This is a genomic window from Staphylococcus sp. mip270_02 (assembly GCF_054031535.1).
Map to the genome: position 1 here is coordinate 1,297,103 of NZ_CM132934.1, position 25,322 is coordinate 1,322,424.

The window sequence follows — 25,322 nt, forward strand, 5'->3', positions numbered from 1 at the left end:
GGCCGAGGCATAAAATGTCTCGGCCTTATCTACGCTAGTAACACATAAGATTATTGTATATCGCTATATGCAGTTGATATATAATGATGGATTTTAATTCAATTATCTATTATTTAAATTTATTATAGTGAACTATTATAATTTTCTAATGGTATAAAATATTTAAATAAATATATTTAAACTGAAAGGTAGTTCCGCTTTCACAGTATAATAATCTGACAATTAACTGAATAAATAAATTAACAAAAAAATTTAAGAAGTTAAAACTCATGTTGTAAAATATAATTAAACGCTTACAACCTATGTTTTACAAGGTTTATAGTGTCTACAGTGACAATCAATACATAGGATATAGCTTATTTAATCAAATTTGGTTTATTGCGATTATATACTTGAGGTGGTACTATAAAGAAGTTGAAGAAACTTAAGTGAACATATATGTATAGAAATACAGATAAATAAAGGAGAATTATATTGCAAAATTTTAAAGAATTAGGGATCTCAGATAAGATGGCAGAAACCCTACAATCCATGGGGTTCGATGAGGCCACTCCTATACAAAAAGAGAGTATCCCTCTTGCCTTAGAAGGCAAAGATGTTCTTGGTCAAGCACAGACTGGTACAGGTAAAACAGGTGCATTTGGTATTCCATTAATTGAAAAAGTGGCAGACCAAGAAGGTGTTCAATCATTAATCCTTGCACCAACAAGAGAATTAGCAATGCAAGTTGCTGAATCGCTTAAATCGTTTTCTAAAGGACAAAATGTCCAAGTAGTTACAGTATTTGGCGGTATGCCAATTGATCGTCAAATCAAAGCGCTTAAAAAAGGACCACAAATCGTAGTAGGCACACCAGGCCGAGTGATTGATCACCTAAATCGTCGTACATTAAAAACAACTGATATTCATACGTTAATTTTAGATGAAGCGGATGAAATGATGAACATGGGCTTCATCGATGACATGAAATTTATCATGGATAAAATACCTGCTGAACAACGTCAAACTATGTTGTTCTCAGCAACTATGCCTAAAGCAATCCAAACATTAGTACAACAATTCATGAAATCACCTGTCATTGTTAAAACAATGAACAATGAAACTTCCGATCCACAAATCGAAGAATTTTACACTATTGTAAAAGAATTAGAAAAATTCGATACATTTACAAGCTTTTTAGATGTACACCAACCAGAATTAGCTATCGTATTCGGTCGTACAAAACGTCGTGTTGATGAGTTAACAAGTGCGTTAATTTCAAAAGGGTACAAAGCTGAAGGTTTACATGGTGATATTACACAAGCTAAACGTTTAGAAGTGTTGAAAAAATTCAAAAATGATCAACTAGACATTTTAGTTGCAACAGATGTTGCAGCAAGAGGATTAGATATTTCAGGCGTAAGCCATGTTTATAACTTCGATATCCCTCAAGATACTGAAAGTTATACACACAGAATTGGACGTACTGGTCGTGCCGGTAAAAAAGGTGTAGCGATTACATTTGTTAACCCAATTGAAATGGATTATATCCGTCAAATTGAACAAGCAAACAAACGTCAAATGACAGCTTTGAGACCACCTCATCGCAAAGAAGTGCTTAAAGCTCGTGAAAATGACATTAAAGGTAAAGTTCAAAACTGGATGTCTAGAGACAGTGAACCTAGATTACAACGTATTGCTACTGAGTTAATTGAAGAATATAATGATGTGAATTTAGTTGCTGCATTATTACAAGAGTTAGTTGAATCTAATGATGATGTTGATGTTCAATTAACATTTGAAAAACCATTATCTCGTGGCAAAGGTCGTCAAGGTAAAGGTGGACCAAAACGTGGTGGTGGAAATCACAAACGTGGCGGTGGCAAATTCGATAACAAAAATCGTCGTTCAGGTAAAGGCGGATTCAACAACAAGAAGAAAAATGATAGACCTTCTTCAGATAGAAACAACAATAAGAAATCATCAATGAAAGGTCGCACATTTGCTGACCATAAAAAATAAAAAATAATTTATCATATATGAAATTTAGGTTTAATCACTCCAATTATTTGGGGTGATTTTTTTGTATGTAAACATAAATTGTACGTTATTATTGAAATACAGTTTAATATATATACTGCATAAGGGAAATGAAGCTTGTAATAACCATATGTTATAATGAGTTGAAAACTCAATGGAGGAGTGTATATATGTCGAGCGAACAACTATTTAAGAAAAGTCCTAGTCAAGCATTAACTTACTATTATATAAGTGAAGGACTATCATTTATAGTTAATATGATTATAGCAATTGTCTTAATATTTTTATGGAGTCATTTCGATTGGTGGCATTTTATAATCTATTTAATTTGTGCATTTATTTTATTTGATATTATATATGCAGCCTTAAAACCTTGGATTACTTATCGGCATACTTATTTTCGCATTATGGAAAATTATATAGAAATTAAATTCGATTTCTTTTTTAAAACACAAAAAATTGTGAAACTCGAGCGTACTCAATTTACTGAACGAAAAAATAATCCAATCTTAAAGAAGCTAGGCTTGGCTAAAGTATCTTTAGTTACGGCAGGTCATAAAGTGAGCTTCCCGTTAATATCGGTTAAAGATTCAAAAGCTTTTGAATCTAAGACACTCAGTTATTTGAGAGGAGCTGATTTTGATGTATAAACCACAAAAACTTCATCCTATTTCATATTTAACAGGTATTATTGAAGCAATTAAGCAAAATATCTTTTTAATCATTATATTTTTGGTGTTTAATATTAGAGACTTTGATTTCACTAATATTTATGCTTATATCTTTCCAGGTATAGTAAGTTTGTTTTTTATTATTTCTTTTATAACCCAAGTGCTAAAAGTTTATAATACGCGCTATTGGATAGAGAACGATCATTTTGTTTTAGCAACAGGTATATTTACAAAAGAAAGAAAAGAGTTAAATATCCGTCGCATTCAAACGCTAGATACATCACAAGGTATCATCAATCAATTAGTTGGTGGTGTTAAATTACAAATCAAAACACCTAGTGATGGTGTTGATCTAGATACAGTTTCAAAATCACAAAGTGAAACGATACAACAAGCTTTGAGAGATAAACAAAAAGAATTAATCAATGGTAGTGAAGAAATTCAAAGTGAGAAAGAAATTTTGATAGAAGATGAATATACTACTGAAGTAACCAATCAGCCTTTACATTTATATAAGCTGAACTTTAAAGAATTGTTATTTATGGCACTGACTAGCGGTGCTATAGGTGTTGCGTTTGCTGCTATATCACCAATTATAGGCGGTTTGTCGAATGTGATTCCTTGGGGTTGGTTAACAGATGAATTTGCACAAATATCACAGGCAATTTTCGTCATAGTGCTAATGATGGTTGCAATGATTGTGGCAATTAGTTATATAGTAGGAACGCTTATCGTCATCATACGTAATTTTAATTATACTGTGACACAAAACGATAATCAGTTAAATATTAAATATGGTCTTTTTAATGTAAAAAGTATTACTGTTCCTACAGATAGGGTACAAGCAATTGTTGAAAAACAATCCTTTTTCAGAAAATTATTTGGCTATACATCAATCTACTTTGTAATTACTAGTGACATGAACGGTAATGATAAAGATGATGTGTCGTTAGATGGCAATGTTATGATTCTACCATTTATTAAACGTGATAAAGGCTATGCGATTATTAAAGAGTTAATTCCTAGTATGTCATTTGATAAGCCGGAACAAGGTATGCCTTGGCGTGGTTTCCATAGACACTTTTGGAGAGAGTCTATTGTTCTAATAATTGTTGCTGCTATCATAAATTATTTTTGGCAGCCATGGGTCTTTTTAATCACTGGAATAATAATACTTTTATTAATCATACATAGTTATCTTATTGTTAAGTATTCCGGCTTGAAAGTACGAAATGATGAACTCGTAGTACGTAATGTAACTCTATTTGGATTTAGAAACTCATATTTTAAGCATAATAAAATATTGGGGATGGAGATAAGGCGGAATCCGTTTCTTATTAAAAGTAATTTAGGTAATTTTAATTTTATTATTGCAAAAGCTGCGGGGAATGAAGCAGTAGGTCTTGATTTTAATCCGCAGCAGCACGTACAAATGCTTAGGAATTGGTATTTGAGAGGTGAAAACGATGGAGAACTATAATAATATGCATGAATCAGGAAAAACTGTCATGCGTCTATCTGCAATTATTACTGTTTTGATTTTTTTAATAGTATTAACTATATTTAGCGTGGTCAACCGTTTATGGATCGAATGGATTGATAAAGAACATATGAAATGGGTTTTGATCATTGGAGTATGTATAGCGTTTATATACTTAATTTTAAATGCTATATTCTTTCCTATCTATAGATATAAAATTTTTAAATATAGTATAGATAATCACGTAGTTACAGTTAGAAATGGTTTGTGGTTTGTATCAGTAATGAAGGTTCCATTGTTTAGAATACAAAATGTAGATACACACGAAGGGATTTTAATGAGAAAATACAAATTAGCAAATCTAACATTATCAACTGCCGGTGGTAATATAAATATTAAATTTATTAATAAAACAACTGCGACAAAGTTGAAACAACAAATTAAATACGTTAATAACGATAAAAATCAGTCAGACTAAATGATAAATATGTATTTATAAGTAAGAGAAAAAAGTTATATAAAAAATGAGGAGAAGCGCTATGATACATGGTATTGGTGTTGATTTGATTGAGATTGATAGAATAAAGAAACTATATCAAAAGCAAGATAAACTTGTGGGACGTATCTTATCAGCGAATGAACAATATAAATTTAACAGTTTCCAAAATGAACAACGTAAAATAGAATTTCTAGCTGGACGCTTTGCATGTAAAGAAGCATTTAGTAAAGCATTAGGTACAGGTATTGGTAAAAAAATCGCTTTTAATGATATAGATTGCTTCAATGATGATAATGGAAAACCTTGCGTCAATTACAATGGCTTTAACGTGCATGTCAGTATTACGCATACAGAGCACTATGCGATGAGCCAAGTTATTTTAGAAGCTGATGAAGTTTTTTAAAATTTACAGTATGTTTGATTTGGCTATCGTCTCGTGAGTGTTATAAAATTAATTTAATGTAAAAAATGTATATCATATAAGCATATAGGAGGTATAAATTTAATGTCTGATAAGTACTATAGATCGTCATACTTGAATGTGGATTTAAATGCGATTGTTTCTAATTTTCAAGTCTTTCGAAAATTACATCCAAATAAAACAGTTATGCCAGTAGTTAAAGCAAATGGTTATGGCTTAGGAAGTGTACCAATTGCTAGACAACTTATGGAAAATGGTGCGGAATTTTTTGCAGTGGCGACACTTGATGAAGCTATTGAGTTACGAATGCATGGTATAGATGCGAAAATACTCGTATTAGGTGTAATACCTTCATATAATATTAGTAAAGCTATTCAACATCGTGTTGCAATTACAGTACCTTCAAAGGCTTGGTTAACTGATGCAATTCAAGAAATTCCAGAAACAAATGAAAAAGATATTTGGTTACATATTAAATTAGACACTGGTATGGGTAGATTAGGTATGAAGGACGTTGATGAATACAAAGAAGTTATATCGCTTATCCAAACACAAGAACATTTGATTTTTGAAGGTGTGTTCACACATTTTGCATGTGCAGATGAAGCTGGTGAATCAATGAACCAGCAACAATCTTTATTTGAAGAAATAGTTAATCAAGCTGATAAACCGAATTATATACACTCTCAAAATTCAGCAGGTGCATTAATAAAAGATACACAGTTTTGTAATGCAGTTAGAGTCGGCATCTCATTATATGGTTATTATCCTTCTCAATATGTCAAAACGAATGTTAAAGTACATTTGAAACCTAGTGCGCAGTGGATTAGTGAAATTGTTCAAACAAAAATATTACAATCGGGAGAATCAGTAAGCTATGGTAGTGTATATACAGCTGATGTACCAACAAGAATAGGTATTATTCCAGTGGGATATGCGGATGGTTTTCCGAGAATGATGAAAGGCTTTAGCGTTAATGTGAATGGTATTCAATGTGAAATCATTGGAAAAGTATGTATGGATCAGATAATTATAAAAATTCCTGAGGATATACAAGCAGGAGATAAAGTCATCATTATGGACCATCATAGTGATAATCCACAATCTGCTGAAGCGTTGGCACACCAGCAAAAAACAATTAATTACGAAGTTTTATGTAGGTTAAGCAGGAGATTACCAAGGATTTATCATGAGACTAAAGGCTTAGAAATTCGAAATGAATTGCTAAAATAGTATAGTCACTGTGTGTAAAATTTGTTATTATATATCTAACAACAAATCTCGATATATTCTATTTTAGTCACCTGGAGGTCTTTATTCATGGCAAGTTTTAATCAAAGTAGAAATCATAGTATTGAACAACTATTAAAAGAAGGCTATTCTCAAATGGCTGACTTAAATCTCTCCCTTGCAGCAGAAGCCTTTCCATTTGAATGTGAAGCTTGTGATTGCAATGAAGTTTACATTAGCTCCAAGAATAATAATGAATGATGAGAAGAGGAGACGTTTATTTAGCTGATTTATCACCAGTGCAAGGGTCTGAACAAGGGGGAATTAGACCCGTCGTTATTATACAAAACGATACTGGGAATAAATATAGTCCTACAGTAATTGTAGCCGCAATTACTGGTAGGATTAATAAAGCTAAAATACCTACACATGTAGAGATAGAAAAAAGTAAATATAAACTTGATAAAGATTCTGTTATATTGTTAGAACAAATCAGGACTTTAGACAAAAATAGGCTAAAGGAAAAATTAACATATCTTTCTGAGAAAAAAATGAAAGAAGTTAACATTGCTATTGATATAAGTTTAGGATTACATAATATTAGGAATCATAAATCCTAATTTTCAAGGGGTTACTTAATAAGTAAATATAATAGTAAATGACAGGCATCGATTTGCTATAACATGTAACAACCATTTAATTGTTGAGTTAATTAAGTTTGCTGAATTTTGATTTTTATTATAGTGGTTGGATACCTTTGCATAAGATGTCTAAGTGAGAAGCTTTAGGGTGTCCTAAAGCTTTTTTAAATATTAAAGTTAAGGCTATTCTAAATGATAATTTAGCTTATAGACATACTAAAGCAATGCTTAACACTTAAATACCCCGTTAAAAACATACATAAAGAACATATATATGTTACATCCAATGTATGCGATTTATATTTGCATTTTGAGGAGGATATACCGCGTGGAAGAATTCAAAAATCAATATAAAGCGCTAATTGATAAGAGCTTATATACTAATGATTCAACCGGATTATTAAACGAGTGTAAGCGTTTTACTGAAGAGGTGATAAAAAAGGATTTATTACCTGAAGATATAGTGCAAATACATAAAGAGTACATAAAGAGTCATAGTCTAGATGAATCCCAAATTTTAAAAACATTTAATGTATTAAAAGAAATTGTTAAAGGATTTGGTTATAGCTACAGGGACTATAAACAATTAGTAGATCGCTTACAATATCATGATAAAGAGATTGATTTAGCATCACGTTTACAACAGACTATGTTGAAAACAGATATACCTCAATTTGACAGTATACAAATCGGTGTGATTTCTGTTGCAGCTCAAAAAGTAAGTGGTGATTACTTTAATCTTATTGATCATAAAGATGGAACGATGAGTTTTGCGGTAGCAGATGTCATTGGGAAAGGTATCCCAGCTGCATTAGCTATGAGTATGATAAAGTTTGGTATGGACTCATATGGACATTCTCAGTTACCAAGTGATGGTCTGAAAAGACTGAATCGTGTGGTAGAAAAAAATGTTAACCAAAATATGTTTGTAACTATGTTTTATGGACTATATGAAGAACTGAACCACTTATTATATTGTAGTTCAGCTGGCCATGAACCAGGCTATGTATATCGTGCAGAAACTGAGGCCTTTGAAGAAATCACTGTACGCGGACGAGTCTTAGGTGTAAGTCAACAAACACGCTATAAGCAGCAAGAAATTCCAATCTATTTAGACGACTTAGTGATTATATTTACTGATGGGGTGACAGAAGTTAGAAATGAAGCTGGAGACTTTTTAGATAAACATCATCTATTAGATATGATTCATAAATATAAGCACATGCATCCTCAGGATATAGTGCAGCTTTTATATGAGGCGATTTTAAAGATACAGAATCCAGAAAAAAGAGATGACTTAACAATATTAATAATAAAAAGAGTGAATTAGTTTTTGATATTTTAGATTTAAAATTTAACTTTAAGGGTATAAAAGTTATTAATGAGACTATAATTAGGAGTGTAATGTTATGAACCTTAATATTGAAACTGTGACTCATGATACTCATTATGAGGTGAAAGTTGGTGGAGAACTGGATGTTTATACAGTTCCTGAGTTAGAAGAAGTCTTAGTTCCAATGAGACAAGAAGGAACACATGATATATATGTATACTTAGAAAATGTTAGTTATATGGATTCAACTGGCTTAGGTTTATTTGTAGGCACGTTAAAAGCGCTAAACCAGAACGATAAGGAATTATATATTCTAGGTGTTTCAGATCGGATAAATCGACTATTTGATATTACAGGATTAAAAGATTTGATGCATGTTAATGAAGGAACGGAGGTCGAATAACATGCAACATAAACAGGATTATATTGAAATGCGTTTGCCAGCCTCAGCAGAATATGTAAGTTTAATACGATTGACATTATCAGGCGTGTTTTCACGTGCAGGTGCTTCGTATGATGACATAGAAGATGCCAAAATTGCAGTTAGTGAAGCGGTTACTAATGCAGTGAAACATGCGTATAAAGATGACCCAAATGATGTAGGAATGATAAACCTTTGTTTTGAAATTTTTGATGACAAGATAAAAATTGTGATTTCTGATCAAGGAGAAAGTTTTGATTATGAAGAAACTAAAGCACAATTAGGACCTTATAAAGAAAATGAAAACATCGATTTCTTAAGAGAAGGAGGTTTAGGTCTGTTTTTAATTGAATCATTAATGGATGAAGTTACGGTTGATAAAAAATCAGGAGTAACAATCAGCATGATAAAGTATATTAAAAAAGAGCAGGTGCGAAATAATGGCGAGAGAGTCGAAATCAGTTAATGATGTATCACCTGAACAAATTAACCAATGGATTACAGAGCACCAAAACAATGAAAATTCTGATGCTCAAGATAAACTTGTAAAGCACTATAGAAAGTTAATCGAATCGTTGGCATATAAATATTCTAAAGGTCAATCTCATCATGAAGACCTCGTTCAGGTCGGTATGGTTGGTTTAATCGGTGCAATTAACCGGTTTGACTTATCCTTTGATAGAAAGTTCGAAGCCTTTTTAGTACCAACTGTAATTGGTGAGATAAAACGTTATTTACGTGATAAAACATGGAGTGTTCATGTACCTAGAAGAATTAAAGAAATCGGACCACGTATCAAGAAAGTAACAGATGAATTAACAAACGAACTTGAGCGTTCACCCTCTATTGCAGAAATTGCTGACAGACTTGAAGTAAATGAAGAAGATGTATTAGAAGCAATGGAAATGGGTCAAAGCTATAATGCGTTAAGTGTTGATCATTCTATTGAAGCAGATAAAGATGGTTCTACAGTCACATTATTAGATATAATGGGGCAACAAGATGATAATTATGATTTAACAGAAAAAAGGATGATATTAGAAAAAATATTGCCTATTTTAACGGAAAGAGAAAGACAAATTATTCAATGCACATTTATCGAAGGTTTGAGTCAAAAAGAAACAGGAGAAAGAATTGGTCTGAGCCAAATGCATGTTTCAAGATTACAAAGAACTGCGATTAAAAAACTTCAAGAAGCTGCGAATAAATAATTATTAAAACCAAAAGGCAAGATCTCTAAATATAGAGTTCTGCCTTTTTTATTTGTAGTTATATATTTAAAATAATGTATTAATCAAATATGTTAAAATGTATAAGATAGACAAGAATAAATACATAATTGTGAGTGGAGGATTTTATGGATAGTAATTTAATACAATCTATAAGGAATAAATATAATTTTACGACTAAACAAATCAATGCAGTGTTAGCTTTATTGGAAGATAAAAACACTGTACCTTTTATTGCTCGTTATAGAAAAGAACAAACTGGTGGTTTAGACGAAGTTGAAATTAAACAAATTGATGATGAATACCAATATATGGTTAATCTACAAAAAAGAAAAGAAGAAGTTATACATAATATAGAAGAGCAAGGTTTATTAACAATAGATCTAAAAAAAGATATTTTGAAACAGACTAAACTTCAACGTGTTGAAGATTTATATAGACCATTTAAACAGAAAAAGAAAACAAGAGCTACAGAAGCAAAAAGAAAAGGATTAGAACCATTCGCACAATGGTTAAAACAATCAACGATAGATACATCGATCGAATCAAAAGCACAACAATTTATTACAGAAGAGGTTCCAAGTGTAGAAGATGCAATTAAAGGCGCACAAGATATTATTGCAGAGTTAGTGTCAGATGAACCTAAATATAGAAGCAAGATTTTAAAAGACACATTTCAACATGCTAATATTGTGACTCAAAAGAAAAAGAATGCTGAAGATGAGAAAGAAATATTCTCGATGTATTATGATTATGCTGAACCAGTTAAAAAGATTGCGAACCATCGTGTATTAGCTGTTAATCGTGGAGAAAAAGAAAAAGTACTAAGCGTAAAAATAGAAATGGATACGCAAGGCATTGAAAACTTTATTTGCAAAAATGAAATAAAAGATAAGCATGAAGGCACTTATATAATTGAAGATGCTATAAAAGATAGTTTAAAACGTTTAATCATGCCTTCTATTGAAAGAGAACTAAGAGGAGATTTAACTGAGAAGGCTGAAAATCATGCCATAGACGTGTTTAGTGAAAATTTAAGAAATTTATTGTTACAGCCTCCAATGAAAGGCAAACAAATATTGGGTGTAGACCCAGCTTTTAGAACTGGGTGTAAACTTGCAGTAATCAATCCATTTGGGACTTTTGTTGCTAAAGGTGTTATGTACCCACACCCGCCAATTAATAAAAAAGAAGATGCTGAAAAAACGTTTGTAGAATTTGTACAATCGTATGATGTTGAATTAATCGCTATAGGGAATGGGACAGCTAGCAGAGAAACGGAACAATTTGTTGCAACAATGATTCAAAAACATAAACTAGATGTACAGTTTATTATTGTAAATGAAGCAGGTGCATCTGTGTATTCTGCATCAGAAGTGGCAAGAAGTGAGTTTCCTGAATTTCAGGTTGAAGAACGAAGTGCAGTTTCAATAGGTAGAAGAGTACAAGATCCACTAAGTGAACTTGTTAAAATAGATCCCAAATCTATTGGTGTTGGACAGTATCAGCATGATGTAAATCAAAAAGCTTTGGAAGGTGCGTTAACATTTGTAGTTGAAACGGCAGTTAACCAAGTAGGAGTTGATGTTAATACTGCTTCTCGTTCATTACTACAATATGTTTCTGGGCTGACGCCAACTATTGCCCAAAATATAATAGATTATAGAGAAGAAAATGGTGCAATAACTCATAATAAAGATATCGCTAAAGTAAAACGATTAGGCGCAAAAACATTTGAGCAAAGCATTGGTTTTATGAGAATAGTGGATGGTAAAGAACCATTAGACAATACATCAATTCATCCTGAGAGTTATGATGTTACTTATCAATTGTTAAAAGAAATTGGGATGACTTCAAATGATCTGGGTTCAGAACAGCTTAAGTTAGCATTAAATCATGTGAATATTGAATTAACTGCAGAAAAGCTTAATGTTGGACAACCAACATTAGAAGATATAATAAAATCATTAATTGCACCAAATAGAGACCCTAGGGATGAATTTGAAACTCCGATATTAAAATCAGATGTGCTTTCTATTGAAGATTTATCTAAAAATATGAAACTTCATGGAACGGTGAGAAATGTCGTGGACTTTGGAGCGTTTGTAGACATAGGTGTAAAACAAGATGGTTTAGTACATGTATCCAAATTGTCTAAGAAATTTGTTAAAAACCCAATGGATATTGTAAGTGTGGGAGATATTGTAGATGTATGGATTTTAGATATAGATGAGAAAAAAGGAAAAGTATCATTGACGATGATAGATCCTAATGGATAATAATGATTTACAACATTTAACAGAAGAAATATCAACAACTTATTTTGACCGAAGATTTGAACATAAAGTGTATTTTAATAAAAGATTAAAAACCACTGGTGGGCGCTATCTATTAAATTCACATAATATAGAAATAAATGAAAAGCAATTTATAAAATATGGCGAATCTGCAATTATTGATATTATTAAACATGAATTATGTCACTATCATTTACACATTCAGGGTAAAGGTTATAAACATAAAGACTCAGATTTTAAATGTTTAAGTAAACAGACAGGGGCACCAAGATTTTGTACACCATTAGAAAATTATGAAGAACGAGCGAATTATATTTATAAATGTAAGAAATGTGAAGTTGAATTTCTAAGAATAAGAAAAGTAAATACAAATAAAATGGTCTGTGGCAAATGTAGAGGTAAATTAATTCAAGTAGAAAATTAGATTATTAAGGTGAGAGAATGAGTCTGGGACATAAATAGATGTCTCAGGCTCATTTTCAATTTGGCAGTAGGTGCCAGAATTGAAAATACGATTGATTATATCAAGCTATTTTCAATCCTAGTCACAATTGCTGGGGTGGGACTACGAAATCTATATTAGAAAATTTGATTTCTCTCCCACTCCCATTTTGTATGTAAAAGATACTTAAAACACTATTAACGAAAGAAATAAATGAGTATTTTAACAATATATGAGGATTATAATGAATAAGGTTGTGTTTTTACTCATTTTAATTTTTGTTTTATATTGACGTTAGGATTTATATGTTATAAGATAATAAACGTTGAAAAAATAATAACTACTTCTGTTAAGGAAATATTAACTTCATTAAATTGAATTTAAAAAGTTGTTGACAAAATGTTAAATGTATATTACAATAGTATACGTTACTTAATAGAGATGAAAGAAAAACCGTTTTGCTAAGCGGCCGTGGCGGAACGGCAGACGCGCTAGGTTGAGGGCCTAGTGGGAGTATTCCCGTGGAGGTTCAAATCCTCTCGGCCGCATCAAATACCTTAATTGAATATGCGGGTGTAGTTTAATGGCAAAACCTCAGCCTTCCAAGCTGATGTTGTGGGTTCGATTCCCATCACCCGCTCCATATAGAAATTTTAATGAACATTGAAAACTGAATTGCAATATGTCAACGTTAATTCCGAACACAACATTAAATTGTTGGTTCAAAACAAGTGTTAGAGATAACACAAATTAGTATTTTATGAGCTAATCAAACATCATAATTCATTTATGGAGAGTTTGATCCTGGCTCAGGATGAACGCTGGCGGCGTGCCTAATACATGCAAGTCGAGCGAACAGATAAGGAGCTTGCTCCTTTGACGTTAGCGGCGGACGGGTGAGTAACACGTGGGTAACCTACCTATAAGACTGGGATAACTTCGGGAAACCGGAGCTAATACCGGATAACATTTGGAACCGCATGGTTCTAAAGTGAAAGATGGTTTTGCTATCACTTATAGATGGACCCGCGCCGTATTAGCTAGTTGGTAAGGTAACGGCTTACCAAGGCAACGATACGTAGCCGACCTGAGAGGGTGATCGGCCACACTGGAACTGAGACACGGTCCAGACTCCTACGGGAGGCAGCAGTAGGGAATCTTCCGCAATGGGCGAAAGCCTGACGGAGCAACGCCGCGTGAGTGATGAAGGGTTTCGGCTCGTAAAACTCTGTTATTAGGGAAGAACAAATGTGTAAGTAACTGTGCACATCTTGACGGTACCTAATCAGAAAGCCACGGCTAACTACGTGCCAGCAGCCGCGGTAATACGTAGGTGGCAAGCGTTATCCGGAATTATTGGGCGTAAAGCGCGCGTAGGCGGTTTCTTAAGTCTGATGTGAAAGCCCACGGCTCAACCGTGGAGGGTCATTGGAAACTGGGAAACTTGAGTGCAGAAGAGGAAAGTGGAATTCCATGTGTAGCGGTGAAATGCGCAGAGATATGGAGGAACACCAGTGGCGAAGGCGACTTTCTGGTCTGTAACTGACGCTGATGTGCGAAAGCGTGGGGATCAAACAGGATTAGATACCCTGGTAGTCCACGCCGTAAACGATGAGTGCTAAGTGTTAGGGGGTTTCCGCCCCTTAGTGCTGCAGCTAACGCATTAAGCACTCCGCCTGGGGAGTACGACCGCAAGGTTGAAACTCAAAGGAATTGACGGGGACCCGCACAAGCGGTGGAGCATGTGGTTTAATTCGAAGCAACGCGAAGAACCTTACCAAATCTTGACATCCTTTGAAAACTCTAGAGATAGAGCCTTCCCCTTCGGGGGACAAAGTGACAGGTGGTGCATGGTTGTCGTCAGCTCGTGTCGTGAGATGTTGGGTTAAGTCCCGCAACGAGCGCAACCCTTAAGCTTAGTTGCCATCATTAAGTTGGGCACTCTAGGTTGACTGCCGGTGACAAACCGGAGGAAGGTGGGGATGACGTCAAATCATCATGCCCCTTATGATTTGGGCTACACACGTGCTACAATGGACAATACAAAGGGCAGCTAAACCGCGAGGTCATGCAAATCCCATAAAGTTGTTCTCAGTTCGGATTGTAGTCTGCAACTCGACTACATGAAGCTGGAATCGCTAGTAATCGTAGATCAGCATGCTACGGTGAATACGTTCCCGGGTCTTGTACACACCGCCCGTCACACCACGAGAGTTTGTAACACCCGAAGCCGGTGGAGTAACCATTTATGGAGCTAGCCGTCGAAGGTGGGACAAATGATTGGGGTGAAGTCGTAACAAGGTAGCCGTATCGGAAGGTGCGGCTGGATCACCTCCTTTCTAAGGATATATTCGGAAACATCTTCTTACGAAGATGAAATAGGAATAACATTGACATATTGTATTCAGTTTTGAGTGCTCATTGGAGTATTCATTGCATTATTTTGTACATTGAAAACTAGATAAGTAAGTAAAATTTATGATTTTACCAAGCAAAACCGAGTGAATTAGAGTTTTTTAACAAGCTTTGAATTCAAAAAGAAATAATCGCTAGTGTTCGAAAGAACACTCACAGATTAATAACATTTTGGGTTTTCAACCGACTTGTTCGTGTTGAAAGTCAAAAAAGATTAAGTTATTAAGGGCGCACGGTGGATGCCTTGGCACTAGAAGCCGATGAAGGACGTTACTAACGACGATATGCTTTGGGGAGCTGTAAGTAAGCTTTGATCCAGAGATTTCCGAATGGGGAAACCCAGCATGAGTTATGTCATGTTATCGATATGTGAATACATAGCATATCTGAAGGTAGACGCGGAGAACTGAAACATCTTAGTACCCGCAGGAAGAGAAAGAAAAATCGATTCCCTGAGTAGCGGCGAGCGAAACGGGAAGAGCCCAAACCAACGAGCTTGCTTGTTGGGGTTGTAGGACACTCTATACGGAGTTACAAAAGAATAAACTAGACGAATCATCTGGAAAGATGAATCAAAGAAGGTAATAATCCTGTAGTCGAAAGTTTATTCACTCTTGAGTGGATCCTGAGTACGACGGAACACGAGAAATTCCGTCGGAATCCGGGAGGACCATCTCCCAAGGCTAAATACTCTCTAGTGACCGATAGTGAACCAGTACCGTGAGGGAAAGGTGAAAAGTACCCCGGAAGGGGAGTGAAATAGAACTTGAAACCGTGTGCTTACAAGTAGTCAGAGCCCGTTAATGGGTGATGGCGTGCCTTTTGTAGAATGAACCGGCGAGTTACGATTTGATGCAAGGTTAAGCAGTGAATGTGGAGCCGTAGCGAAAGCGAGTCTGAATAGGGCGTTGAGTATTTGGTCGTAGACCCGAAACCAGGTGATCTACCCATGACCAGGTTGAAGTTCAGGTAACACTGAATGGAGGACCGAACCGACTTACGTTGAAAAGTGAGCGGATGAGTTGTGGGTAGCGGAGAAATTCCAATCGAACCTGGAGATAGCTGGTTCTCTCCGAAATAGCTTTAGGGCTAGCCTCAAGTGATGATTATTGGAGGTAGAGCACTGTTTGGACGAGGGGCCCTTATCGGGTTACCGAATTCAGACAAACTCCGAATGCCAATCAATTTAACTTGGGAGTTAGAACGCGGGTGATAAGGTCCGTGTTCGAAAGGGAAACAGCCCAGACCACCAGCTAAGGTCCCAAAATATATGTTAAGTGGAAAAGGATGTGGCGTTGCCCAGACAACTAGGATGTTGGCTTAGAAGCAGCCATCATTTAAAGAGTGCGTAATAGCTCACTAGTCGAGTGACACTGCGCCGAAAATGTACCGGGGCTAAACATATTACCGAAGCTGTGGATTGTCCGTAAGGACAATGGTAGGAGAGCGTTCTAAGGGCGTTGAAGCATGATCGCAAGGACATGTGGAGCGCTTAGAAGTGAGAATGCCGGTGTGAGTAGCGAAAGACGGGTGAGAATCCCGTCCACCGATTGACTAAGGTTTCCAGAGGAAGGCTCGTCCGCTCTGGGTTAGTCGGGTCCTAAGCTGAGGCCGATAGGCGTAGGCGATGGATAACAGGTTGATATTCCTGTACCACCATAATTCGTTTTAAGCGATGGGGGGACGCAGTAGGATAGGCGAAGCGTACTATTGGATTGTACGTCCAAGCAGTAAGACTGAGTGTTAGGCAAATCCGGCACTCTTAAGGTCAAGCTGTGATGGGGAGAGGAAATTGTTTCCTCGAGTCGTTGATTTCACACTGCCGAGAAAAGCCTCTAGCTAGAATTGTGGTGCCCGTACCGCAAACCGACACAGGTAGTCAAGATGAGAATTCTAAGGTGAGCGAGCGAACTCTCGTTAAGGAACTCGGCAAAATGACCCCGTAACTTCGGGAGAAGGGGTGCTCTTTAGGGTTCACGCCCAGGAGAGCCGCAGTGAATAGGCCCAAGCGACTGTTTATCAAAAACACAGGTCTCTGCTAAACCGTAAGGTGATGTATAGGGGCTGACGCCTGCCCGGTGCTGGAAGGTTAAGAGGAGTGGTTAGCTTCTGCGAAGCTACGAATCGAAGCCCCAGTAAACGGCGGCCGTAACTATAACGGTCCTAAGGTAGCGAAATTCCTTGTCGGGTAAGTTCCGACCCGCACGAAAGGCGTAACGATTTGGGCACTGTCTCAACGAGAGACTCGGTGAAATCATAGTACCTGTGAAGATGCAGGTTACCCGCGACAGGACGGAAAGACCCCGTGGAGCTTTACTGTAGTCTGATATTGAAATTCGGCACAGCTTGTACAGGATAGGTAGGAGCCTGAGATACGTGAGCGCTAGCTTACGTGGAGGCGTTGGTGGGATACTACCCTCGCTGTGTTGGATTTCTAACCCGCACCATTTATCATGGTGGGAGACAGTGTCAGATGGGCAGTTTGACTGGGGCGGTCGCCTCCTAAAGAGTAACGGAGGCGCTCAAAGGTTTCCTCAGAATGGTTGGAAATCATTCATAGAGTGTAAAGGCATAAGGAAGCTTGACTGCGAGACTTACAAGTCGAGCAGGGTCGAAAGACGGACTTAGTGATCCGGTGGTTCCGCATGGAAGGGCCATCGCTCAACGGATAAAAGCTACCCCGGGGATAACAGGCTTATCTCCCCCAAGAGTTCACATCGACGGGGAGGTTTGGCACCTCGATGTCGGCTCATCGCATCCTGGGGCTGTAGTCGGTCCCAAGGGTTGGGCTGTTCGCCCATTAAAGCGGTACGCGAGCTGGGTTCAGAACGTCGTGAGACAGTTCGGTCCCTATCCGTCGTGGGCGTAGGAAATTTGAGAGGAGCTGTCCTTAGTACGAGAGGACCGGGATGGACATACCTCTGGTGTACCAGTTGTCGTGCCAACGGCATCGCTGGGTAGCTATGTATGGACGGGATAAGTGCTGAAAGCATCTAAGCATGAAGCCCCCCTCAAGATGAGATTTCCCAACTTCGGTTATAAGATCCCTCAAAGATGATGAGGTTAATAGGTTCGAGGTGGAAGCATAGCGATATGTGGAGCTGACGAATACTAATCGATCGAAGACTTAATCAAATTTTAAATTGTTTTGTTTTGGTTAAATCATATTTTACTTACTATCTAGTTTTGAATGTATAATTTCATACATTTCATTGTCTGGTGACAATGGCAAAGAGGTCACACCTGTTCCCATGCCGAACACAGAAGTTAAGCTCTTTAGCGCCGATGGTAGTCGGACTTACGTTCCGCAAGAGTAGGACGTTGCCAGGCAATTAAAGACCCAATAGGGTCTTTTTTTTATGCGCAAAGAGCTTAACTTCAACTGAGAGTAATTGTCGAGAGAAAGCGTTTGAAGCTGACGAACTAAATGAGCGACGAAACGAGCTTACGAGTGGTAAGTGAGTAAGGAGAGCGTGCAAGTGAGGAAAGATGCGAGCGCTTGTCTCACGGCAAGAAAGGTCTTTAGCGCCGAAGGTAGCAGACTTACGTTCCGCAAGAGTAGGACGTTGCCAGGCAATTAAAGACCCAATAGGGTCTTTTTTTTATGCGCAAAGAGCTTAACTTCAACTGAGAGTAATTGTCGGTGGTTTTAGACGGAGTACATGAGCAAAAGCTCATGCATAAGTCCCACTAATACAATGAAATATAACATAGTAAGAGATTTACGAGTCTATCTTAATAAATTTAGAAGTTAGAATTTAAAAAGTGGGACTATAGAAGCTGACGAACTAAATGAGCGACGAAACGAGCTTACGAGTGGTAAGTGAGTAAGGAGAGCGTGCAAGTGAGTAAGGAGAGCGTGCAAGTGAGGAAAGATGCGAGCGCTTGTCTCACGGCAAGAAAGGTCTTTAGCGCCGAAGGTAGCAGACTTACGTTCCGCAAGAGCAGGACGTTGCCAGGCAATTAAAGACCCAATAGGGTCTTTTTTTATGCGCAAAGAGCTTAACTTCAACTGAGAGTAATTGTCGGTTTTCAACGGAGTACATGAGCAAAAGCTCATGCATAAGTCCCACTAATACAATGAAATATAAGCTGATGAGAGCGTCACAAGTTTACCTTAATAAATATAAAGTTAGAATTTAAAATAGGACTTGATAAAAAAACCGAAACATATATTTAATATGCCTCGGCCATAATATACATATAATCATTGTATAAGAAGGTATAGAAAAATTTATTTTTCATATAAACAATGAAATTCTTTTAGTATGCATAACTAAATTAGTAAGGAATAAAGCATTTTATTTTCATTAATATAAATATTAGAATTATCAAACTCATCTACATTTGCTTTTAAGTTATCTAAGTCTTTGTGATTATTTAATTGAATACCTATGATTACTGTGCCTGTATTTTGAGAAGATTTTTTTAGATATTCAAATTTGGTTATATCATCTTTAGGTCCAAGGACTTCATTAACAAATTCTCTTAATGCACCAGGGCGTTGTGGGAAATTTAAAATAAAATAATGTTTCATTTCTTCGAATAATAAGGAACGTTCTTCAATTTCTTTCATTCGATTAATATCATTATTACCACCGCTAACTACACATACAACTGTCTTACCTTTGATTTCTGCTTGATATTGATCAAGCGCTGCGACGCTTAACGCACCAGCAGGTTCTGCAACAATGGCTTGTTTTGAGTACATATCTAAAATAGTGGAACAAACAGCACCTTCATGTACTTGAACATAGTCATCAACTACATTTCTGCAAATATCAAATGTGATTTGACCAACACGTGCTACAGATGCGCCATCAACAAATTTATCTATATCAGGTAATGTGACAATTTGTTTTTCTAAAACTACTGAAGCATACATACTACTTGCACCAGCAGGTTCTACACCAATAATTGAAGTCTCAGGAGCATGCTCTTTAAAGTAAGTACCTACGCCTGAAATTAAACCGCCACCACCGATTGCAGCGAATAAATAATCAAATTGAATATCGTCTTCTTTTGATTGTTCAAGTATTTCTTTTGCTAGTGTCCCTTGTCCAGCAATTGTAAAAATATTATTGAAAGGATCAATAAAGTTCATGTTATTTTCTTCTGTGTAAACAAGAGCTTCTTTTAAGCAATCATCAAATGTATCTCCAGTTAAAACTACTTCAGTATTACTGCCACCAAAGAATTTTACTTGATTAATTTTTTGTAATGGGGTAGTTACTGGCATAAAAATCACTGCATTTAAATTCAACTTACTAGCAGTATATGCTACACCCTGAGCGTGATTACCAGCACTAGCACATGTAATGCCGTTTTGGCGATCAATTTCATTTAGCGCTATAATTGCGTTATATGCACCTCTAAGTTTAAATGACCTTACCCATTGTAAATCCTCACGCTTAAGATAAACATTACAATCATATTTATGAGATAAATAATGATCTTTTTGTAATGGTGTCTCTTTAGCAATATCTTTTAATTGTAAATAAGCTTCATCGATATCTTTAGAAGACACAGTAGTTTTTACAGTCATATGATTTCACACCTTTACTTATTAATTTAGTAATTATTTAATACGTTTTTGCTGTTTCATAGGCTTTAATTGCATCCTCGTATTGTAAAGTCAATGCAATATCATCAAGTCCATTAACGAGCTTATTTTTCCAAGTTTCATCGATTTCAAAATCAAAAGATTTGTCTAATGTAGAAACTGTTTGATTTGGTAAATCTACAGTAATTTTACTTGCTTGTGCAAGATATTTTCTTGTATTTTCATCTAAAACTATTGGTAACATAGCATTTTTAGTGCAATTCATATAAAATATATCACTATAACTACCAGCAATAATAATATCAAAACCATAATCTTTAAGGGCCCAAGCGGCGTGTTCACGACTTGAACCACAACCAAAGTTTTCACCAGTAATTAAGATTGAAGCCCCTTTATATTCAGGCTTATTTGGATTAAAGTCTGGATTATCTGATCCATCATCTAGGTAGCGCCACTCATCAAATGCAAAAGGACCGAAACCTGATTTTGATATGCGTTTCAAATGTGCTTTAGGTATAATTTGATCGGTATCAATATTATCATGGAATAATGGAACTACTTTACCTGTATAAGTAGTAATAGGTTTAATTTCCATATCAGACAACCACCTTTCTTACATCTACAAATTTTCCGTTAATTGCTGCAGCTGCTGCCATAGCAGGGGAAACTAGGTGTGTTCGTGCACCTTTACCTTGACGACCTTCAAAGTTTCGGTTACTAGTTGATGCACAATGTACGCCGTCAGGTACTTGATCAGGGTTCATACCTAGACACATTGAACAACCAGGTTCACGCCAATCAAATCCTGCTTCTTTAAAAATTTTATCAAGACCCAATTTTTCTGCTTCGATTTTTACAGTACGTGATCCTGGAACCACAATAGCTGTAATATTTGGATGTACTTTATTTCCTTTTACGATATGACTAGCTTCAACCAAGTCAGAAAGACGAGCATTTGTACATGAACCTAAGAATACATAACCTAGATTAATATCTTCAGCTTTTTGACCAGGTTCAAGACCCATATAATTATAAGCACGCTCATCGTTAACATTCTTTATTTCAGGGAAAGGTGTATGGAAACCAACTCCCATTTCTGGGCTTGTCCCCCATGTAACTTGAGGTTCTAAATCAGATACATCCATTTCAATGACTCTATCAAATTCAGCGTCTTCATCTGTATAGAGTTCACGCCAAGAATCAACATCATATTCAAAGTTAGTAGAATATGGACGTCCTTTAACATAATCAAATGTAGTTTCGTCAGGGGCCATCATACCGTATTTTGCACCTGCTTCAATAGCCATGTTACAAATAGTCATTCGCGCTTCCATAGATAAGTTTTGAATTGTTTCACCAGCAAATTCTAATGCGTATCCCGTACCAAAATCAACACCATATTGGTTAATTAGATATAGAATAATGTCTTTTGCATAAACGCCAGTAGGTAATTGTCCAGTGACTTCAATTTTTAGGTTCTTAGGTTTGGTTTGCCAAAGTGATTGTGTAGCAAAAACATGTTCTACTTCACTAGTACCAATGCCGAAAGCAATTGCACCAAATGCACCATGTGTTGCAGTGTGTGAATCTCCGCATACTATAGTTTTTCCTGGTTGTGTTAAACCTGTTTCAGGTCCAACCATGTGGACAATACCTTGTTCATCTGAACCCATATCAAATATATGAACACCAAAAGCCTTAGCATTATTTTGCAAAGTCGTAATTTGTTTATTTGCAATTTCATCTTTAATATTAAAAATATCTACAGTTGGCACATTATGGTCAAGCGTCGCATAAGTTAAATCTGGTCTGCGTAGTTGTCTATTATTTATTCTTAATCCCTCAAAAGCTTGAGGAGATGTGACTTCATGTATTAGATGTAAATCTATATATAATAACTGTGGGTCACCTTCTTTACCAGTTAAGACATGTTTGTTCCAAACTTTGTCAAATAGTGTTTTACCCATATGACATCTCCTCCTTTTTTAAAGATTTTTCTTAACGTAATTAAAAATATCAGATGTATTATAATCACCATTGAGATCGCGTGTTGTTTTACCTTCTTTAATTAATTGATAAATAACTGTTTCTAATTTATCAGCTGCCTTATTTTGGTTTAAACTTTCTCTAAGGCACATTACAACAGATAGTAGCATACCAAATGGATTAGCAATATCTTGATTAGCAATATCAGGTGCTGAGCCATGTATAGGTTCATAAAGTCTAGGTCCATGTTCACTGAAACTTGCAGAAGGTGAGAGGCCTAGAGAACCTGGAATAACAGATGCTTCATCACTCAAAATATCACCGAATAGATTTTCTGTAACTATTACGTCGAATTGGGCTGGGTTAGTTATTAAGTGCATGGCACAAGCATCAACAAGTAAATGATTCACTTCAACTTCAGGATACTCAACCGCGACGTCGTTAATCACTTGACGCCACAATTTACTAGAGGATAAAACATTTTCTTTATCTACTGAAGTTAATTTTTTATGGCGTTTTTGAGCTAAATCAAAACCAACTCTAGCAATTCTTTCTATTTCAGCTCTGGTATAGGTTAATGAATCGAGCGCATCGTTATCATTTAATTTTTTTGGTTCACCGAAGTAGATACCACCAGTTAACTCTCTTACTAAAATGAAATCTGTACCTGCAACACGTTCTTCTTTAATAGGGGATAAATGACTAGTGCCATTTGTAACTGTAGTAGGGCGTATATTTGCAAACAGACCTAATGCTTTACGAATACCTAATAAACCTTGTTCTGGTCTATTATTAGGATCTGTCCAATTAGGCCCACCCACAGCGCCTAATAGAATTGCGTCTGCATTTTTGCAAGCATTTAATGTTGATTCTGGAAGTGGTTCACCGTGGTTATCAATGGCAATGCCACCAAAATCATGTGTTTCTATATCATACTCAAAATTAAAGGATTTACTTAGTTGTTGTAATACTTCTAATGAACCATTCAATATTTCAGGTCCAATTCCATCTCCTGGAAGGGCTACAATCTTATGGCTCATGAGTGAATACCTTCTTCCTCATGTGTATTTGCAACATATTTAGCATGTGCTTCAACATATGATTTACAAGAAGCTAATAAGATATCATGGTCAATACCTACACCAGTAACAATTTGATCATCTATCTTAATTTGTACATGTACTTCTGCTTGAGCATCAGTACCTTCAGTTACCGAATCTATGCGATATTCAATAAGTTCTGTCTTGCGATCAAAGATACGATCAACAGCGTTGTATACTGAAACAATTGAACCTGTACCAATACTTGAATCTTGATAAGTATTACCATCTTTATCTTTAATGACGACAACGGCACTTTGTAGTCCGTTAGATACAAATTGTAACTGTAACGTTTCCACTTTATATATAGCATTTTGTTCATGCTCTGTGCCTTGAATTAATGCATGAATATCACGATCTGTGACTGATTTTTTCTTATCTGCAATTGTTTTAAACTGTTTAAATAAAGCTTTTTGATCTTCAGGCTCTACATCGTATCCTAAAGCTGTCAGTTTTTCTGCAAAGGCATGTTTACCTGATAGTTTACCAAGAGGTAGTTCAGTTGTTTTCACACCAACTAGTTGTGGAGTCATAATTTCATATGTTTCTGGATTTTTCAGAACGCCATCTTGATGAATCCCAGATTCATGACTGAATGCATTTTGCCCGACAATAGCTTTATTTCTAGGAACTCGAATACCCGCAAATCTTGCAATTAAATCTGAAGTTTGTTTGGTTTCTTCTAGGTTGATTTTTGTCTGATTATTGTAATGATCTTGTCGAACGTAAAGGCCGAGAGCAACTTCCTCGAGAGCTGTATTACCTGCACGTTCCCCAATACCATTTAATGTACCTTCGATGCGTTTTGCACCATTTTCAATTGCTGCCATACTATTGGCAACAGCAAGTCCAAGGTCATCATGACAATGCGCACTGTAAATTACTTCATGATTCGTTGTTATTGATTCTTGCAGTGTTTTGAAAATTTGGCCATATTCTTTAGGATAACTGAATCCTACAGTATCAGGTATGTTGATAACACTGGCTCCGGCGTCTACAGCTGTTTGAACACATTCGATTAAAAATGATGGTTCTGTTCTTGTAGCATCTTCAGGTGAAAATTGAACGACATCAAAGTATCGTTTCGCATAAGATACATGTTCTTTGATTGAAGCTAATACTTCTTCTTTAGACATCATTAATTTTGAATCTCGGTGTATTGGACTAGTCGCTATAAAAACATGAATTCTCGGTATTGCAGCTTCTTTTGTCGCTTCATATACAGCATCTATATCTTTCTTTACACAACGTGCTAATCCACAAACTGCAGTTGTAGTTAATGCTCTAGATATTGCTTCAACAGATTTGAAACTACCAGTACTTGATGCAGGAAAACCTGCTTCTATAATATCGACGCCCCATTTTTCCAATTGTTTTGCTATCTTCAATCTTTCATCGAATGAAAAGTTTACTCCAGGTGTTTGTTCACCGTCTCTAAGTGTTGTATCAAAAATTTGAATATGGCTACTCATTTTCAACATCTCCTATTACTAAATTTTAGACACAATTATATTAAGTCGTAAGTATTAAAGAATCTCAAAGAGGGGAAAACTATAGTATGATTATACCTAATGA

General features: G+C 36.0%; 19 protein-coding genes, 2 tRNA genes and 3 rRNA genes. 19 read left to right on the forward strand and 5 right to left on the reverse strand.

Annotated elements, in window-relative coordinates; translation table 11 throughout:
- Window positions 1-474 precede the first annotated feature (474 nt).
- The 19 genes from cshA (at window position 475) to rrf (ending at window position 18,428) form a co-directional block, all read left to right on the forward strand.
- Window positions 475-2,001, forward strand: coding sequence for a degradosome RNA helicase CshA (gene cshA / locus ACW5YJ_RS05935; protein ID WP_017722115.1), 1,527 nt, complete (start codon window positions 475-477; stop codon window positions 1,999-2,001).
- 188 nt (window positions 2,002-2,189) lie between these two features.
- Window positions 2,190-2,669 (forward strand): PH domain-containing protein, encoded by a 480-nt coding sequence (locus ACW5YJ_RS05940; RefSeq protein WP_017722116.1) that lies wholly within the window; start codon window positions 2,190-2,192, stop codon window positions 2,667-2,669.
- Complete coding sequence (locus ACW5YJ_RS05945; protein WP_017722117.1) at window positions 2,662-4,170, forward strand: PH domain-containing protein; 1,509 nt, start codon at window positions 2,662-2,664, stop codon at window positions 4,168-4,170. The genes ACW5YJ_RS05940 and ACW5YJ_RS05945 overlap by 8 nt, the downstream gene beginning before the upstream one ends.
- Complete coding sequence (locus ACW5YJ_RS05950; RefSeq protein WP_107552348.1) at window positions 4,157-4,648, forward strand: PH domain-containing protein; 492 nt, start codon at window positions 4,157-4,159, stop codon at window positions 4,646-4,648. The genes ACW5YJ_RS05945 and ACW5YJ_RS05950 overlap by 14 nt, the downstream gene beginning before the upstream one ends.
- Window positions 4,649-4,709: 61 nt before the next feature.
- Entirely contained in the window at window positions 4,710-5,072 is a 363-nt protein-coding gene (gene acpS / locus ACW5YJ_RS05955; protein ID WP_119604259.1) for a holo-ACP synthase, read from the forward strand.
- 102 nt (window positions 5,073-5,174) lie between these two features.
- Window positions 5,175-6,323, forward strand: coding sequence for an alanine racemase (gene alr, locus ACW5YJ_RS05960; RefSeq protein ID WP_457338578.1), 1,149 nt, complete (start codon window positions 5,175-5,177; stop codon window positions 6,321-6,323).
- 87 nt (window positions 6,324-6,410) lie between these two features.
- The gene (gene mazE, locus ACW5YJ_RS05965; RefSeq protein ID WP_017722121.1) at window positions 6,411-6,581 is read left to right on the forward strand and encodes a type II toxin-antitoxin system antitoxin MazE; all 171 of its coding nucleotides are present in this window, start codon (window positions 6,411-6,413) and stop codon (window positions 6,579-6,581) included.
- Complete coding sequence (locus ACW5YJ_RS05970) at window positions 6,578-6,940, forward strand: type II toxin-antitoxin system PemK/MazF family toxin (protein WP_047172098.1); 363 nt, start codon at window positions 6,578-6,580, stop codon at window positions 6,938-6,940. Before mazE ends, ACW5YJ_RS05970 begins: the two co-directional genes overlap by 4 nt.
- 349 nt (window positions 6,941-7,289) lie before the next feature.
- Window positions 7,290-8,291, forward strand: coding sequence for a SpoIIE family protein phosphatase (locus ACW5YJ_RS05975; RefSeq protein WP_107552440.1), 1,002 nt, complete (start codon window positions 7,290-7,292; stop codon window positions 8,289-8,291).
- A gap of 79 nt (window positions 8,292-8,370) precedes the next feature.
- The gene (locus ACW5YJ_RS05980; RefSeq protein WP_017722124.1) at window positions 8,371-8,697 is read left to right on the forward strand and encodes an anti-sigma factor antagonist; all 327 of its coding nucleotides are present in this window, start codon (window positions 8,371-8,373) and stop codon (window positions 8,695-8,697) included.
- Window position 8,698: 1 nt separating this feature from the next.
- Window positions 8,699-9,181, forward strand: a complete 483-nt coding sequence (gene rsbW, locus ACW5YJ_RS05985) for an anti-sigma B factor RsbW (protein WP_017722125.1) — start codon at window positions 8,699-8,701, stop codon at window positions 9,179-9,181.
- Window positions 9,156-9,926, forward strand: coding sequence for an RNA polymerase sigma factor SigB (sigB, locus tag ACW5YJ_RS05990; protein WP_017722126.1), 771 nt, complete (start codon window positions 9,156-9,158; stop codon window positions 9,924-9,926). The genes rsbW and sigB overlap by 26 nt, the downstream gene beginning before the upstream one ends.
- A 146-nt stretch (window positions 9,927-10,072) precedes the next feature.
- Window positions 10,073-12,223, forward strand: coding sequence for a Tex family protein (locus tag ACW5YJ_RS05995; RefSeq protein WP_017722127.1), 2,151 nt, complete (start codon window positions 10,073-10,075; stop codon window positions 12,221-12,223).
- Window positions 12,216-12,665, forward strand: coding sequence for a SprT family protein (locus ACW5YJ_RS06000; protein WP_119604270.1), 450 nt, complete (start codon window positions 12,216-12,218; stop codon window positions 12,663-12,665). Before ACW5YJ_RS05995 ends, ACW5YJ_RS06000 begins: the two co-directional genes overlap by 8 nt.
- A 483-nt stretch (window positions 12,666-13,148) precedes the next feature.
- Window positions 13,149-13,231, forward strand: a tRNA-Leu gene (locus tag ACW5YJ_RS06005).
- A gap of 21 nt (window positions 13,232-13,252) precedes the next feature.
- A tRNA-Gly gene (locus tag ACW5YJ_RS06010) sits at window positions 13,253-13,326 on the forward strand.
- A 143-nt stretch (window positions 13,327-13,469) separates the two neighbouring features.
- Window positions 13,470-15,022: ribosomal RNA gene (locus ACW5YJ_RS06015) — 16S ribosomal RNA — on the forward strand.
- Between the two features lie 288 nt (window positions 15,023-15,310).
- Window positions 15,311-18,233: ribosomal RNA gene (locus ACW5YJ_RS06020) — 23S ribosomal RNA — on the forward strand.
- 80 nt (window positions 18,234-18,313) lie between these two features.
- Window positions 18,314-18,428 (forward strand): 5S ribosomal RNA (rrf, locus tag ACW5YJ_RS06025).
- Together the 16S, 23S and 5S rRNA genes with 2 tRNA genes alongside form the textbook arrangement of a ribosomal RNA operon.
- Window positions 18,429-19,374: 946 nt before the next feature.
- Here the strand turns inward: rrf and ilvA are convergent.
- From ilvA to ACW5YJ_RS06050, 5 genes are read right to left on the reverse strand one after another with little or no spacing between them, the layout of a single operon-like run.
- Complete coding sequence (ilvA, locus tag ACW5YJ_RS06030) at window positions 19,375-20,643, reverse strand: threonine ammonia-lyase IlvA (protein ID WP_017723409.1); 1,269 nt, start codon at window positions 20,641-20,643, stop codon at window positions 19,375-19,377.
- 37 nt (window positions 20,644-20,680) lie between these two features.
- On the reverse strand, window positions 20,681-21,256 hold the full coding sequence (gene leuD, locus ACW5YJ_RS06035) for a 3-isopropylmalate dehydratase small subunit (protein WP_017723410.1): 576 nt from the start codon (window positions 21,254-21,256) through the stop codon (window positions 20,681-20,683).
- A 1-nt stretch (window position 21,257) separates the two neighbouring features.
- Window positions 21,258-22,628 (reverse strand): 3-isopropylmalate dehydratase large subunit, encoded by a 1,371-nt coding sequence (gene leuC / locus ACW5YJ_RS06040; protein ID WP_107551647.1) that lies wholly within the window; start codon window positions 22,626-22,628, stop codon window positions 21,258-21,260.
- Between the two features lie 18 nt (window positions 22,629-22,646).
- On the reverse strand, window positions 22,647-23,687 hold the full coding sequence (gene leuB / locus ACW5YJ_RS06045) for a 3-isopropylmalate dehydrogenase (protein ID WP_017723412.1): 1,041 nt from the start codon (window positions 23,685-23,687) through the stop codon (window positions 22,647-22,649).
- Entirely contained in the window at window positions 23,684-25,219 is a 1,536-nt protein-coding gene (locus tag ACW5YJ_RS06050) for a 2-isopropylmalate synthase (protein ID WP_457338580.1), read from the reverse strand. Before ACW5YJ_RS06050 ends, leuB begins: the two co-directional genes overlap by 4 nt.
- Window positions 25,220-25,322 lie beyond the last annotated feature (103 nt).